The 13580-nt window shown below is 51.4% G+C and carries 15 protein-coding genes and 1 other RNA gene; 9 read left to right on the top strand and 7 right to left on the bottom strand.

Annotated features, from left to right (window positions below):
* Position 1: 1 nt before the first annotated feature.
* From ACFVYJ_RS05785 to ACFVYJ_RS05760, 6 genes are all read left to right on the top strand, one after another.
* Complete coding sequence (locus ACFVYJ_RS05785; RefSeq protein WP_419414089.1) at positions 2-346, top strand: ArsC family reductase; 345 nt, start codon at positions 2-4, stop codon at positions 344-346.
* A 47-nt stretch (positions 347-393) separates the two neighbouring features.
* Positions 394-1425 (top strand): 2,3,4,5-tetrahydropyridine-2,6-dicarboxylate N-succinyltransferase, encoded by a 1032-nt coding sequence (gene dapD / locus ACFVYJ_RS05780; protein ID WP_419414088.1) that lies wholly within the window; start codon positions 394-396, stop codon positions 1423-1425.
* A 65-nt stretch (positions 1426-1490) separates the two neighbouring features.
* Positions 1491-2639 (top strand): succinyl-diaminopimelate desuccinylase, encoded by a 1149-nt coding sequence (gene dapE / locus ACFVYJ_RS05775; protein ID WP_419414087.1) that lies wholly within the window; start codon positions 1491-1493, stop codon positions 2637-2639.
* Between the two features lie 4 nt (positions 2640-2643).
* Positions 2644-3474, top strand: coding sequence for a putative RNA methyltransferase (locus ACFVYJ_RS05770; protein ID WP_419414086.1), 831 nt, complete (start codon positions 2644-2646; stop codon positions 3472-3474).
* Complete coding sequence (locus tag ACFVYJ_RS05765; RefSeq protein WP_419414085.1) at positions 3471-3746, top strand: hypothetical protein; 276 nt, start codon at positions 3471-3473, stop codon at positions 3744-3746. The genes ACFVYJ_RS05770 and ACFVYJ_RS05765 overlap by 4 nt, the downstream gene beginning before the upstream one ends.
* On the top strand, positions 3736-4122 hold the full coding sequence (locus ACFVYJ_RS05760) for a hypothetical protein (protein ID WP_419414084.1): 387 nt from the start codon (positions 3736-3738) through the stop codon (positions 4120-4122). The genes ACFVYJ_RS05765 and ACFVYJ_RS05760 overlap by 11 nt, the downstream gene beginning before the upstream one ends.
* On the opposite strand, the gene ACFVYJ_RS05755 is transcribed toward ACFVYJ_RS05760, so the two are convergent.
* From ACFVYJ_RS05755 to ACFVYJ_RS05740, 4 genes are all read right to left on the bottom strand, one after another.
* The gene (locus ACFVYJ_RS05755) at positions 4123-4557 is read right to left on the bottom strand and encodes a hypothetical protein (RefSeq protein ID WP_419414083.1); all 435 of its coding nucleotides are present in this window, start codon (positions 4555-4557) and stop codon (positions 4123-4125) included. It abuts the gene before it with no gap.
* A gap of 117 nt (positions 4558-4674) precedes the next feature.
* Entirely contained in the window at positions 4675-5154 is a 480-nt protein-coding gene (gene greB, locus ACFVYJ_RS05750) for a transcription elongation factor GreB (protein ID WP_419414082.1), read from the bottom strand.
* Between the two features lie 10 nt (positions 5155-5164).
* Complete coding sequence (locus ACFVYJ_RS05745; RefSeq protein ID WP_419414081.1) at positions 5165-5587, bottom strand: hypothetical protein; 423 nt, start codon at positions 5585-5587, stop codon at positions 5165-5167.
* 204 nt (positions 5588-5791) lie between these two features.
* Positions 5792-6799: a methyltransferase gene (locus ACFVYJ_RS05740; RefSeq protein ID WP_419414080.1), complete on the bottom strand. Its 1008-nt coding sequence runs from the start codon at positions 6797-6799 to the stop codon at positions 5792-5794.
* Positions 6800-7216: 417 nt separating this feature from the next.
* Here ACFVYJ_RS05740 and ACFVYJ_RS05735 point away from each other — a divergent pair, with 417 nt between their 5' ends.
* Positions 7217-8089: a transglutaminase family protein gene (locus tag ACFVYJ_RS05735; protein WP_419414079.1), complete on the top strand. Its 873-nt coding sequence runs from the start codon at positions 7217-7219 to the stop codon at positions 8087-8089.
* 20 nt (positions 8090-8109) lie between these two features.
* Here ACFVYJ_RS05735 and ACFVYJ_RS05730 read toward each other — a convergent pair whose 3' ends face one another.
* Complete coding sequence (locus tag ACFVYJ_RS05730; RefSeq protein WP_419414078.1) at positions 8110-8901, bottom strand: transglutaminase-like domain-containing protein; 792 nt, start codon at positions 8899-8901, stop codon at positions 8110-8112.
* Between the two features lie 292 nt (positions 8902-9193).
* Between ACFVYJ_RS05730 and ACFVYJ_RS05725 the strand changes: the two genes are divergently transcribed.
* Positions 9194-10393 carry a tetratricopeptide repeat protein gene (locus tag ACFVYJ_RS05725; protein WP_419414077.1) on the top strand — a complete coding sequence of 400 codons (1200 nt, stop codon included), beginning with the start codon at positions 9194-9196 and terminating at the stop codon, positions 10391-10393.
* A 98-nt stretch (positions 10394-10491) separates the two neighbouring features.
* On the opposite strand, the gene ACFVYJ_RS05720 is transcribed toward ACFVYJ_RS05725, so the two are convergent.
* Positions 10492-11568, bottom strand: coding sequence for a diguanylate cyclase domain-containing protein (locus ACFVYJ_RS05720; protein WP_419414076.1), 1077 nt, complete (start codon positions 11566-11568; stop codon positions 10492-10494).
* A 449-nt stretch (positions 11569-12017) separates the two neighbouring features.
* Here ACFVYJ_RS05720 and ACFVYJ_RS05715 point away from each other — a divergent pair, with 449 nt between their 5' ends.
* Positions 12018-13232, top strand: a complete 1215-nt coding sequence (locus tag ACFVYJ_RS05715) for an HD-GYP domain-containing protein (protein ID WP_419414075.1) — start codon at positions 12018-12020, stop codon at positions 13230-13232.
* Positions 13233-13400: 168 nt separating this feature from the next.
* Here the strand turns inward: ACFVYJ_RS05715 and ACFVYJ_RS05710 are convergent.
* Positions 13401-13530: non-coding RNA, RtT sRNA (locus ACFVYJ_RS05710), on the bottom strand.
* Positions 13531-13580: the final 50 nt, after the last annotated feature.

Here is a 13580-nt window from a genome sequence, read left to right as displayed (position 1 = left end):
CATGGTCACACTGTATGGCATCCACAACTGCGACACAGTAAAGAAAGCCCGCCGATGGCTGGAACAACAGGATATTGAATACCGTTTCCACGATTTCAGAAAAGACGGTTTAGACGCAGCACTGCTTGGCCAGTGGTGCAACACCCTCGGCTGGGAAACACTGCTGAATAAACGCGGCACCACCTGGCGGCAGCAACCCGATGCGGTCAAGGATAACCTCAGTGCCGCAAACGTCGAAGCACTGCTGTTGACACATCCGGCAATGATTAAACGTCCGGTACTGGTGACAGATACCGGCGTAAAAGTGGGTTTCAAACCCGACGACTATGCAGCATCTCTGCTGTGAAGTGCGCACAAGAATAACTGAATTATTGACAATATCTGGAGAGAAACATGGCGAATTTTGCATTTGGTCTGGGTGTAGGGACTAAATCATCCTCTGGCACTCTGCTGGAAGTTTACTACCACGCCCCCTTGCTGAACGCTGACCAGGCTCTGGTTGATGCTGTAGCCGGTGTCGTTGATTATAAGGGCGGCAACCAGTGCGTCGAACTGAACAACGCTCAGCTAAAGGCCCTGGAAGCTGCGTTTCTATCCGTGGATGCTGAGGCGCAGGCCGAAATCATTGAAACCCTTAGCGGTACCTCACAGACCGTTCTGGTATGCCTGCTGGAAACCGATGCTGAGCCTGCCAGCACTGCCGAGGCTTACCTGAAACTGACTCTGCTGTCCCAGCGTCTGGTCAAACCGCATGGTATCAACCTGAGCGGCATTTTCGGCCTGCTACCTAACGTTGCCTGGACCGATGAAGGTGCTATTGCGCTGGAAGATCTGCCCAAACGTCAGCTTGCTGCGCGTGCCCAGGGACGCATTCTGGGAGTTAACTCTGTAGACAAATTCCCGAAAATGGCCGATTACGTGGTGCCGGCCGGCATTCGTATTGGCGATGCCACCCGTATTCGTCTGGGCGCGCATGTTGGTGAGGGCACTACTGTAATGCACGAAGGTTTCATCAACTTCAATGCCGGCACCATGGGTGTCAGCATGGTTGAAGGCCGTATTTCTGCAGGGGTCATCGTCGGTGACGGTTCTGACCTGGGCGGTGGCTGCTCTACCATGGGTACCCTGTCTGGTGGCAACAAAGAGATCATCTCTGTAGGTGAAAATTGTCTGATCGGTGCTAACGCAGGCCTGGGCTTGCCTCTGGGTGATCGCTGCACACTTGAAGCTGGCCTGTATGTCACTGCCGGTTCCAAAGTCACCCTGCTGGATGACCACGGCAAAACCGTCGGCACCATCAAAGCAGCTGACCTGGCAGGCAAACCAGATCTACTGTTCCGCCGTAACTCACAGTCCGGTCGCATTGAGGTGAAAACCAATAAAACCGCGATCGAGCTGAACAGCGAACTACACAAACACAACTAAGCCTACCGCCGCATAACACGGTTATGCGGCGTTATTACCTGCACTGAAAAGAAAGGAAACCGAGCATGTCACACCCCCATTCCGCCACCATTGAACTGGCCATGGAGCTGATCAATCGACGCTCGGTGACACCTGAAGATGCGGGTTGTCAGGAGTTGATGATCGAACGCCTGGAAGCCCTCGGTTTTAAAATCGAGCGGCTACCATTTGAAGAGGTCTCTAACTTTTGGGCTCGACGTGGCGATAGCGGCCCGCTGTTTTGTTTTGCCGGCCATACAGATGTAGTCCCCACCGGTCCGGAAAAGAACTGGCAGTACCCCCCATTTGAAGCCCTGATTGATCAAGGCATGCTGTGCGGCCGTGGCGCCGCTGATATGAAAGGCAGCCTAGCGGCTTTCATCACTGCTCTGGAGCGTTTTATTGCAAATCATCCTGAGCATGACGGGTCTATCGCTCTATTGATTACCAGTGATGAAGAAGGCCCCTGGGTCAATGGCACCGTGCGGGTGGTCGAACACCTTGAAGCCCGCAACGAAAAAATTACCTGGTGCGTCGTTGGCGAACCATCCAGCACCAGCCAAGTCGGTGATGTGATTAAGAATGGTCGCCGCGGCTCTCTCGGCGGCAAATTGGTTATTCACGGCGTACAGGGTCATGTCGCCTATCCACATCTGGTGAAAAATCCGATCCATATGGCCGCACCGGCGTTGGCCGAGTTATCCACTGAAATCTGGGATGATGGCAATGAGTTCTTCCCCCCCACCAGCTTTCAGATTTCCAACATCAATGCAGGTACGGGTGCCACCAATGTCGTGCCGGGTGATGTCGAGATACTGTTCAACTTCCGCTTTTCCACTGAGGTAACCGCGGATGAACTGAAAAACCGGGTACGCGACATCCTCGACAAACACCAGCTTGAGTGGGGTATTGACTGGACCCTGTCCGGTAACCCTTTCCTGACACCACGTGGTGATCTGGTAGATGCCTGTGAATCCGCCATTCGTGCTATCACCGGCCGGGAGACCGAGCTGTCCACCTCAGGTGGCACCTCCGACGGTCGCTTTATTGCCCCCACCGGGGCACAGGTTGTCGAGCTTGGCCCCATCAATGCCACCATTCATAAAGTGGATGAACGAGTGAGCTGTGAAAATCTGGATACGCTTTCCGGCCTGTATGAAAACATCCTGGCTCGCCTGCTGACCAAGGCCGGTTAACACCATGCAACTACAATGCCCTGTCTGCCAGGACCGGCTTTCGACACAACCAGGCCAACTGACCTGTGCTGCAGGACACAGCTTTGATGCTGCCCGGCAAGGCTATTACAACCTGCTGCTGGTGCAAAAAAAACGCAGTCGCGATCCCGGCGATAATCAGGCCATGGTGCAGGCACGGCGATTATTTCTTGACCGTGGTTACTATCAGCCCCTGTCCGACGCCATCAACCTGCTGACTGCCGACATTCTGGCTGACCAGCCAGAGCCACAGGTGCTGGATGTAGGCTGCGGTGAAGGTTATTACACCCAGCGATTGGCGCAATACTTTGCCACGGCCCAGCGACCACTCGCGTTGGCCGGGCTGGATATCTCCAAACATGCCATTAAAGCCGCCTGCCAGCGCAGTCGGGAGATTCAATGGCTGGTTGCCTCGGCGGTCGATATACCCATCGCACCCCACAGCCTTGATTTGGCATTGCTGCTGTTCAGCCGGATACTGCCTGATGCGTTGGCCCGCCCGCTAAAGCCTGGTGGTAATTTACTGGTTGCATGGCCGGGTGCCAATCACCTGCGACAACTGCGGGAACTGATCTATGACGAAGTACATGATTCCGTATTGGATGCGGCGTCCCTGTTAGAGTCCACCTTCGAAACCCGCGCCATCAACCCGGTACAAGCCGAGTTCACGCTACAGGGAAGCGAAGCAATTAGTGAGTTACTAGCCATGACCCCTCACGGCCAGCGCCTGAAACCTGAAGCCCGCCAACGCTTGATGGAGAGAGACACTTTGCAGCTGACGCTGGACGTTAACCTGGGCTGGTTCCAGCGCCGATGAAAGCGGCATTCTGGCGCCGCTGGCTCGAGCGCAGAGTCCATGACCCGCGGCGAAACTTAGCCTTACTCGGCATCGGCTTTGCACTATTTGCCTTAGGCATGGCGGCATTGGTTGTCGCAGAATTCATGCTGGCCAGTTCCCTCAGTCAAGAGCTAATGGCCCTGCTTGGCTTGATCATCGCGGCACTGGGCAGCATACTGGCCGCCACCGGTTACCTCAGCCTGAGTGTATTTCGCCTGCTGCATTTTGTGAGTAAAAAAGATGACCACTGACCGCCACCCCGATATCGAAATCTATATCAAGCATTGCTCACTCGAACAGATTGAAGCCTGGCTAAAAGCCCGCGCGGAGCAACTCACAACAGGTAAAACCCAGGGTACGATCTGTCATTACCAGGCAATATTTGCCGGTCAGTCAGTGCCTGTCATGGTAAACGAAAAAGTCGTAGGCAAAGCCTGGACCAGCGTATGGTTCGATGCTGATTGCACACCCTGGGCAACCGATCTGGATTGTGCCCAAGATGCCGCACAGGCACTCGCAACGCAGATTCGCTGTATCGCCAGCGGCTGGCAAGAGGGAGATGATCCTGACGAATGGTGGAAAGTAGAAAACGACGAAACCACCCAAATTCAGTGGCATACCAACTAGTCAGGCAGCTGCAATCCACGATTGCCGTGACTGCTCAACTTCAGCGGTCATTAGCTGTCCCGCCTGTAACATCGGCTCCTGCATGCCCTGAGTCAAATTGGCTGTCCGCATGACTGGCCGCTCACTGACTGCGCCAAGATAGCTGTTCAGATAAGCAAAATCACCACCAAACCCCTGATGCACTGCCTGATTAAATCGCTCGGCCACAGCCGGGCTGTAGATCTCATCCTGTACCGGATAATTCAGCGCCATTGGTGGCAGCGTAAACTCACCCTGCCCGGCGGTAGCGGTTTCGGGTCGCAGCATGGTTTGATTCGAAGCGATCAGACTAAGCAACATAAAGAAGCGCGCACCATTACCACTCTGTACGGCGGGGCCTAAATCGACAGTCAAGCCATCGATACGCTGCTCTATGAGTTCAGTTCTTATGGGCACTGCAGGATTCACTCAATCTGATCTGAGGCAGGAGTTGCACTGGTCACCAGATTATCGGCGGAGGACGCTCACTCTTTACCCGACAATACAGGCTGCACGACACCGCGCCGGGACAATTCACGGATTCTCCGGGTAGCTGATCGCATTAACATACCAGTAGGTTTCGCCTTTCGGGGTGCACACTAAGGCCTCATCCCCCACGGATTTTTTCAGCAGAGCACGGGCCATGGGTGAATCAATGGAGATATAGTCTTTACGATCAAAGATCTCGTCATAACCGACAATACGAAACCGCCGTGTATCTCCCGCCTCATTTTCAACTTCCACACAGGCACCAAAAAATACACGCCCTGCCTGCTCAGGGGCGTAATCAACGATTTTCAGGTGATCAAGGCACTTACGCAGGTAACGGATACGGCGATCAATCTCGCGCAGACGTTTCTTATTATACTGGTAATCCGCATTTTCACTGCGATCACCCAGACTGGCGGCCCAGGCAACCTTCTGGGTGGTGTCCGGTCGCTCTTTACGCCACAGATCATCCAGCTCTTGCCGTAACTGCTCATAACCGGCCCGGGTGATTAAATTGGTTTTCATGACCACTGACTCAGACCGAATCTGAAGGTAGGCCCTGCATCACATTACCCCGTTGAGGCGGCGTGAGAAAGGTACGACGAAGCAGGTCGGTACTGATAGGTTCCCATCGATTGCCGGGCAGCAACGACAGACAACGCGCCAGCAAGCAGTAACCAAAAACCAGTTGGACGGTGGTACCGAGCAATGGCAGCCAGAATAACCACTGGAACGGCTCCTGCCAGCAGACCACCAGCAACAGCAGATACACCATCCGTACCTGAACCGGAAATGCCAGCAGATCCTGTTCTTGATAGGTAAAATAGAATACCTGTACTACTGTCAGCGCCATCGCCAGCTTAAAACCAAGGCTATAACCGGCCACCCCAGCCCCCAGGCAGATAACCGTCAGTAACCAGAGCCACCAACTGGGTTGTTTATAATCCAGCATAAACATATTTCACACGCTCCCGAAAATTACGCCTGATCTGACCTCAGGGACCAACATCATGATCACCGCCAGTAATAGACCATTATAAAACGGGAATAGCTGTTAAACAGAAGGAACGCTAAAAAAAGCTGTGTCCGACCTTAAAGGCATAACGAAGAGAAGCCAGTCCTGCCCCTGACCACAGGTCTAGGACCAGGACCAACATCAAACTTACTGCGACGCCAGCTTCACCTCCAGTATCGACAATGCGGTAGGCGTTTCTATCACTGAAGCCAGCTGCAATCCCACCCGAGCGAACAGCTGCTCAAATTCGTCCCGGTCACGCTCCTGACCACCCCAGGTCAGCAAAAATGCTTCAAGATCTTTGGAGAAGTGCGGCACATTCCCGGCCGGTACAATGGCATCTATCACGAAAATCCGGCTGTCTGTTTTCATTGCCGCCTTGACGCTACTCAGAATTTTACAGCAATCATCATCATTCCAGTCATGCAGTATGCGTTTCAAGAAATATGCATCGGCGCCAGACGGTACTGCGTCAAAAAAACTGCCGCCGACTATAGCAAAACGCTCAGACTCTCTTGCTGTAGGGTTCACATCAGCCACGACATGCGGCTGATCAAATAGCAGACCGCTAATGTGTTTATGAGCCTCGAGCAATTCATCCAGAAAACCGCCCTGCCCACCCCCTACATCCACCACATTAACAGCTTGTTGCAACGGGCAAGACTCAGCGATCAATGGATTTTCCAATTCAGCATAGTTATGCATGGCACGGGAAAATTGTTCGCTTTCATGAGCATGTTCATCCAGGTACTCAAACACCCCTTTGCCAAACAGCTCAGTATAGGTATCTTCACCAGTCTGAATACTATGCTCCAAATGACCGTACGCTTCCCACATCGACTTCGTCACTAAGTGCGCAGCATCCCGCACCGAGTTATCTCCTGCCGTCGTGAGCACATCGGATAATGGCGTTGGCACAAACACCCCTTTCTCCGTTTCAGCAAAAATCTGATAGGACGCCAGCAGCCGCATCAGGCGATACAGCCGATCTTGGTTCAGGTTAGTGCTGGCAGCTATGTTATTTACCGAGGTACCGCCTGCCGTCACATGATCGGCAATTCCCAGTTTAGCCGCCACATGGATGGCACGAGAAATGGCAAAACCCCAGTAAAGTTCATTGATTCGATGGATCGGATTAACATCTGATAGGGACATGGGTATTTTATGCCAGCGTCGGCATACTCCGTTGCTTTTTATTATAGGTATTATATCTTTAGCAACCCATGTGCCACGTATGTAACTCATTGTTCTATAATAACTATATAATTAGCAGCCACAATATTCGAGCATTCTGCGCCAACTCGGGCGACACACTGTTTCAGCCAAATAAACTTAAGTACGACGGTAAAACTGGCCAAAAAAGCCTGACACAGTTCATTTCGCAAACAGGTCACATAGCTTTACCGCAGGCTACGTCATATACTGGCTTTAGCGTGTCCGCTGTTTCCTGAATCCACGCTTGTGGACATTTCGCTGACATGGTCAGATCAAAAACACCTACCCGCTCTAGACTGGATGCCTGTAAAACGGCTGTTTAGCCTATTTTGCATGACTCAAACAGTAAGGTTCGGTATGAAACGCTTTCGCATTCTCCATCAGACCCATTACTACTTTACTCAGGATGTGCAACTTGGCCCACATACCCTGCGCCTGCGCCCTCGTGAAGGCCCTGAACTCAGAATTGAAACCTCTTCTCTGACGATCCAGCCAACGGCAGTACTGCGCTGGCACCGGGATGCCGAAGAAAATGCCGTTGCTTCGGCCAGTTTCAGCACTCCGTCAAACCAGTTACTGATCGAAAGCGATACCACCATCCAGCAATACAACCAAGCACCCTATGATTTCCTGGTGTCAGACTATGCCGAACAGTATCCTTTTCAGTACTCAGAAGAAGACCGGGTTATGCTGGCACCCTATATGTACCAGCGCCCTCAGACCAAGGATGATCCACTGAGTCAGTGGTTAGCGGACATCTGCCACAGCAGCGAAAATATTCAGTCATACACCCTGCTAAAGCGGCTGAATGAAAAAACCCATAAAACGCTGAAGTATCAAATGCGTGAAGAGCCTGGAGTGCAATCTGCCAATGAATCGCTTGCGCTGAGAAGTGGTTCGTGCCGAGATCTGGCACAGTTGTTTATTGAAGCCACACGGCATTTGGGGTTTGCTGCGCGCTTTGTCACAGGATATATCTATTCACCGGGATCCGCCCTGGCCGGCTCGACACACGCCTGGGCGGAGGTTTTTCTGCCCGGTGCGGGCTGGAAAGGATTTGATCCCACTACCGGTTTCTTAGTGGGTTCAGATCATATTGCGGTAGCCGTCGCGCGATTACCTGTATCCGTCCCCCCGGTATCTGGCAGCTATATCGGCCCCCCGGATTCACGCATGGAAGTGGCGGTCTGGGTCACCGAACTCACAGAAGCCCCGGACGAAGCAGAGTAAAGCGGGCCTTACCTGAAAACTCAACGCTGAATCAAGTCCACCTGTACTTCACTGGCAACAGGGTAGACCGATGGACCAAACTGGTTATACACCGCAACATCCGCGGCATCCCGGCCGTAGCCAAGCGCAACATAACCACCACGGACGACACTTTGTGTGGCATCAAATGTGTACCAGCGACCGGCCACATAGGCCTCAAACCAAGCATGTAATTCCATGGGTTGCAAACCATACAGGTACCCCACCACCAACCGCGCTGGAATACTCAGGCTACGGCAGAGCGCAATCCCCAGATGGGCCAGGTCGCGGCACACGCCATATTGTCTGAGATTGACCTCAACCGCTGACACCGGCACATCACTGCTGCCAGGTTCAAACCGGATAGCACTGCGCAACCAGTTTTCGATTGCAGCAACCTGATCATAACCCGGCAAATAGCCAGCAGTGATCTCTGTGGCCATCTCACCAAACTGTTCCGCCTCGCAGTAACGACTGGGTAAGAGGTAACCAAGCACAGCATCGGGCAGGTCCTGAATCTCCACAAAAGGCGCACCAAAGCCTTGGTCGATATGATCGGATGTCATCACTTCAGCGGTGGTATGCACGGAAAATTTTCCTGGCGGGGCAACCAGACGCTGACAAAGATTGCCATACTGGTCAGTGAACTCAAACACATTCACACTAGGTACCAAGCGATACTCTTCCAGTGCCACCCATTGTTGAGCACCACTGCGCGGACGCAGCATGAGGATAAAAGGTGTTGGTACGACAATATCGAACCAGAAACCGCAGCTGGTACGTAACCACATCATCTTGATCCTTCAATGGTGTTGTAAGCACTACGATACAGCAGCGCATCATGCAGGATTATCAGCGGCGGTTGCGTACGCGCTAGCTGACAAAGTTACAACATGTAACTCCCACTTTAGTTAACGTTACGCGATAAAGCACAGGATGTCATAGATGCGGGCGGTTATTTCGCACCCGCATCAAAAAATAGATTTACGGCGTTCCGGCCAACAGGCCTTATACTTTGCATAGACATAGCACTGTCAGGCCTGAATGGCGCTGAACAAACCGAACCATCAGTCAGGGATTACCATCATGGCATCACGCACCGGAGCACCCCTGTCCTGCTCATCTGAGGCTGCAGCGCAACATTATGCAAAGGGCATTGACCTGATTCTTGGCTCTGAAACCGGTGCCGCTGAGCAGTTAGACCAGGCCCTGGCGTTGGACGAACAGTTTGCACTGGCCGCTGCCGCACGTTACCTGCTGGCAAAAGACAGTCAGGATCCTGCCGCTGCCAGTTATAGAGTACGCGCCACCGAATCAGTCAAAAACGCCAGTGCTTGGGAACAACAACATATTTCAGCCCTGTTCGGCCTTATTGAAGCGCCCTACGCGAATCTGGCGCAAACCGAAGCCTATCTAAAGACAGCCCCCTGCGACCTTCTGGTTATGTCGCAACTCTGCGGCTACCTGATTTTTTACGGCGGCCCCAGCAAAATTGAACGCGTTCTCAATCTACTGGAAACGGCCTACCCCCACCTGAAAGAGGATTGGGCGTATCTATCACGGCTAGGCTTTGCCGCCAGCGAAGCCGGCGATTACCACCGGGGACGGATGCTGATTGAGCAAGCCCTGGCCATTAGGCCTCAAGCACTCTACTCCATCCACGGACTTGCACATGTGCTGCATGATATGAATTCACCAGAGGAATCTGCCCAACAACTGATCAACTGGCTAACGGCGCATGAAGCCACTGCACGTGCCGGACAGATGTATGGGCATGTCCAATGGCATCTGGCGTTGGCAGAGTGGCAATTAGGTCAGCGTGATACTGCTTTAGCACGTTATCACCGCTATTGTGCGCCAAACACCACCACCTGCGGTCCGGTGCTGACGCTGGCTGATTGCGGTGGTTTCTTATTGCGTGAGTTTCTTGCTACCGGTGAGACAACAGCCCTACCAGCAGAGGTGTCAGAACATATGAAAAAGTTCGAGGCAATGCTGGCCCACCCTTTTATCGCTCTGCATATCGGCGGCCTATATGCCTCGGCCGGAGACACCGACGGGCTGGAGCGATGTACTGAAACGGTAGCAACTGCAGACGCAGATAATAACCGCGACATTGCGCTCACCCTGCTCAGCGCACTGACCAATTTTGTCCGACAGGAATACCAGGCCACGGTTAACCAGCTGAACACTATAAGTCCAGCCCAAAGAGTAGGTGTCGGCGGCAGCCGTGTAGAGAGAATCTTAATAGACCTGTTGGAACAGCGAGCTCAAGCACTCGCCTGAGTTAAAAGGCACGTGAATGACAGACCGGCAAGACCGAGAAGTGCAATTTTGGTGTCACATAGCTACAGCAACAACCATAAATACTGTCTGACAAATCACTAGATGCGTGCATTAAGCACCGTTGACGCGGGCTCCCCGGAAAAGTAATGAAAGCAACCCTTCCCAGCATACTTGGATCTATACATGGCAGTATCCGCCGCACGCAACAGATCGGAGGAAGTCAGGTTCTCACCGGGAAAAACAGCAATACCAACACTGGCTGAAAGATTGAATAGCTGATTGTCGATGGCAAATGGTTCATTCAAGGCGAGAATAATCTTCTCAGCGATTTTACCCGCAACCTCTTTATAGGAAAGTTCAGCCGCAACGACAATGAACTCATCACCACCAAACCGGGCAACCAGGTCATACTCCCGTACAGCCTTACGGATACGCCTCCCCGCCTCAACCAGAACCTGATCCCCTGCCTCATGACCAAGACTGTCATTCACGTTTTTAAAATTATCCAGGTCAATAAATAAACAGGCGAATGGCTGTTGGCTACGTTTAGATTTTGCAATCTCTTTATCCAACCTTGCACACAAATAGTTCCGGTTAGGCAAATTAGTGAGCGGGTCATACAGTGCTAGTTTTTCAACGGCGTCCTTTTGCGCCTTCAACAGCAGGTTGGCCTGGCCCAACTCGCCGATCAACTCAGCCAACTGACGCAAGAAAGCCATCATCAATTTGACTTTTTCCTCGGAAAACACCGGCATATCATCAATCGCATGTAAGTACAACGCTTCATCAAAACCGACTTCGCCGGCTTGGCGGCGAAACCTTTTACGGTCCGGCGTTTCAAAAAAGAACTGGCCGGTAAAAAAATTGGCGATGTGATGGCCCTGAACTTTGATTGGCACTGCCACATCCACCAGACCATTCTTACAACAGTAAACGTTATATTCCTGACCAGCCTTAAGATGACTGGCCAAGGTCGTATCACTCTCCAAACAACGCGCAGCCGTTACCGGGTTTACCCGATGAAACTTAGTACAGGCGACCTTCCAGCCGGCAGCAACCAATACCTCACCCTTCAGATCCAATATGGCTGTAGTAACGCCATATAGATCTGAAAAACTGCTGCACAGACTTTGCAGGTGTGCAACGTCTGCTATTTCATTCAGTTTTACGGCCACGGGTCGATCCAATATCCATCAGGTAAAGTTACGTGCGCAAGGCTCCAAACGTCTCTAGATACCAATTAACCATAATATAAGAATGGTTATTCGGGAAATTTTTGCGGCACTTTTTGCTGATGTTTTTGTGCCTGCAGGCACGCCAGGTACTTCGCACGATAGCTGTTATAAGCTCCTAGACTCACCCAATGACTAAGGCTCTAATTTGTAAGGTGTTATTCAAACCTATAAGGTGAAAAACAAGCGACAGACAGCTGCACGTCTGTTGAACAACCAGCAAACACGCTATTAGAGGGAAACCGCCAAAGGCACCAGAAAGAGCGTGGTGACGCAGACGGGCCTATTTACCGGCTTGCACACAGCTAGAGGAATCATATCTTTCCTAGATTAGTCAGTGAGTTATCAGCTATCCTTGAAAAAAGTTGATGTATTTATAACCAGGAAAAACCGTGTCTCAGCCCATCGAAAACGCAGATGAAAAAATACTGACTGCCAATGACCTGGCTGTAGGGTTTGTATTACCTTGGGATTTATATAGTCACAAAGGCTCAATGCTACTTTCCCGTAACCGAGAAATTAAAAGCCAGCAGCAAATTGATCAGCTGATCTCTTACGGTGCCAGATGTTATATACAAGGTGCAGAAAAAGCACAAAGTCCCTCATCGGGCAGCAATGAAGTTGCAAGCACGCCAAAAATACAGGCAGAACCCCCGGTAAGTTTTCTTATTATCAAACAACTGACCAAGCAGCTAGAAATTGCTTTTTCATTGCTGGACGATGAAACCGACCGTACTTTTGCGAATAAAATCCTCCGCGTTGCCTTAGATATTCAAACTGCTTGTGATGAAAACTCCGATGCGATGGTGGGCAGTATCCAGCTAATGCAGGATGCACCTCATAGTATTGAGCACCCATTACATAATGCAATCCTGTGTGAAGTCTCCTATCGACGCATGGGTAAAGGACCGCTTGAGCGTTTATTGGTTGTTGCCGCTGCACTGACATGCGATTTAGGAATGCAATCCATCAAAGATCTAGTGCATCAGCAATCTGAGCCTCTGACGCCTGAACAGAGAGAAGTGATCGATAACCACCCTTACAGATCCCGTGAAATACTCGAAGCCAAGGGAGTTACCGAACTAAGCTGGCTGGATGCAGTTCAACAACACCATGAGCGAATTGATGGTAGTGGTTACCCTGAGGGAATTAGCGGTGAAAACCTGATCACCGAAGCTAAATTAATAGCAATTACCGATAACTATACTGCGATGATCAGGCCACGTGCTTACCGTGAGCGCATATTGCACAAGGAAGCGCTGCGACAAATGCTGCAACAGAGAGGCAGTGCTATTGATAGTGAGCTGGTACGTTTGTTTATTAACAGTATCGGTATCTACTCACCGGGCAGTATGGTCAAGATGAAAAGCGGTGAGATAGGCATTGTCACAGCGCTGACCCCAAAAATGGACGAACCTGAAGTACTGATTATTACTGATGCAACAGAGAACCCTATTGAGACTCCAAAACGTGTCACAGCAGATAAAGAAGAATTTGTTATCAGTAGTATGCTGTGCTCCCAAAAACATAAAGCGTTGCTTGAAAACCTGGGCACAATCTGGCCAATGCGGCACCCTCTGGCGCTGCAATCAGAATATGTATACTGATAAAAAATGATCAGCGGCACAGTGAGTTGCATAAGCAGTAAACCCGCTTTCCGATAACAGGCACCATGAACACTTTGCCAAAAAGCTGCCTCTGATTCTTCTACACTGAAGCCATGTGACATACTGTAATTGAGGCACAAAAAAACCACCCTACGGTGGCCTGAAAAGTGGTGGGTCGTATAGGATGACTTGCGCCCTGCGGGCCAGCGTCGCGAACTCCGCTGTTGTCTCACCATAAACGCCTCGACTCGAACCTCCCTGCGGGTACGGTTCTCACCCTATACTCCTGAAGCCATGTGCCATACTGTAATTGAGGCACAAAAAAACCACCCTACGGTGGCCTGAAAA

The organism is Pontibacter sp. JAM-7 (genome assembly GCF_048548695.2).
Taxonomy (GTDB): Bacteria; Pseudomonadota; Gammaproteobacteria; order Pseudomonadales; family Balneatricaceae; genus Neptuniibacter.
Note: the sequence above shows the minus strand (reverse complement) of the source record. Positions and strands in the feature narration are given on the sequence as shown.

What these genes read in the sequence shown, in the direction of transcription:
- ACFVYJ_RS05730 (WP_419414078.1), bottom strand. Translation starts at nt 8,901, where the DNA reads ATGATGTGGTTACGTACCAGCTGCGGTTTCTGGTTCGATATTGTCGTA.
- ACFVYJ_RS05785 (WP_419414089.1), top strand. Translation starts at nt 2, where the DNA reads ATGGTCACACTGTATGGCATCCACAACTGCGACACAGTAAAGAAAGCC.
- ACFVYJ_RS05770 (WP_419414086.1), top strand. Translation starts at nt 2,644, where the DNA reads ATGCAACTACAATGCCCTGTCTGCCAGGACCGGCTTTCGACACAACCA.
- ACFVYJ_RS05765 (WP_419414085.1), top strand. Translation starts at nt 3,471, where the DNA reads ATGAAAGCGGCATTCTGGCGCCGCTGGCTCGAGCGCAGAGTCCATGAC.
- greB (WP_419414082.1), bottom strand. Translation starts at nt 5,154, where the DNA reads ATGAAAACCAATTTAATCACCCGGGCCGGTTATGAGCAGTTACGGCAA.
- dapE (WP_419414087.1), top strand. Translation starts at nt 1,491, where the DNA reads ATGTCACACCCCCATTCCGCCACCATTGAACTGGCCATGGAGCTGATC.
- ACFVYJ_RS05745 (WP_419414081.1), bottom strand. Translation starts at nt 5,587, where the DNA reads ATGTTTATGCTGGATTATAAACAACCCAGTTGGTGGCTCTGGTTACTG.
- ACFVYJ_RS05725 (WP_419414077.1), top strand. Translation starts at nt 9,194, where the DNA reads ATGGCATCACGCACCGGAGCACCCCTGTCCTGCTCATCTGAGGCTGCA.
- ACFVYJ_RS05740 (WP_419414080.1), bottom strand. Translation starts at nt 6,799, where the DNA reads ATGTCCCTATCAGATGTTAATCCGATCCATCGAATCAATGAACTTTAC.
- ACFVYJ_RS05735 (WP_419414079.1), top strand. Translation starts at nt 7,217, where the DNA reads ATGAAACGCTTTCGCATTCTCCATCAGACCCATTACTACTTTACTCAG.
- dapD (WP_419414088.1), top strand. Translation starts at nt 394, where the DNA reads ATGGCGAATTTTGCATTTGGTCTGGGTGTAGGGACTAAATCATCCTCT.
- ACFVYJ_RS05760 (WP_419414084.1), top strand. Translation starts at nt 3,736, where the DNA reads ATGACCACTGACCGCCACCCCGATATCGAAATCTATATCAAGCATTGC.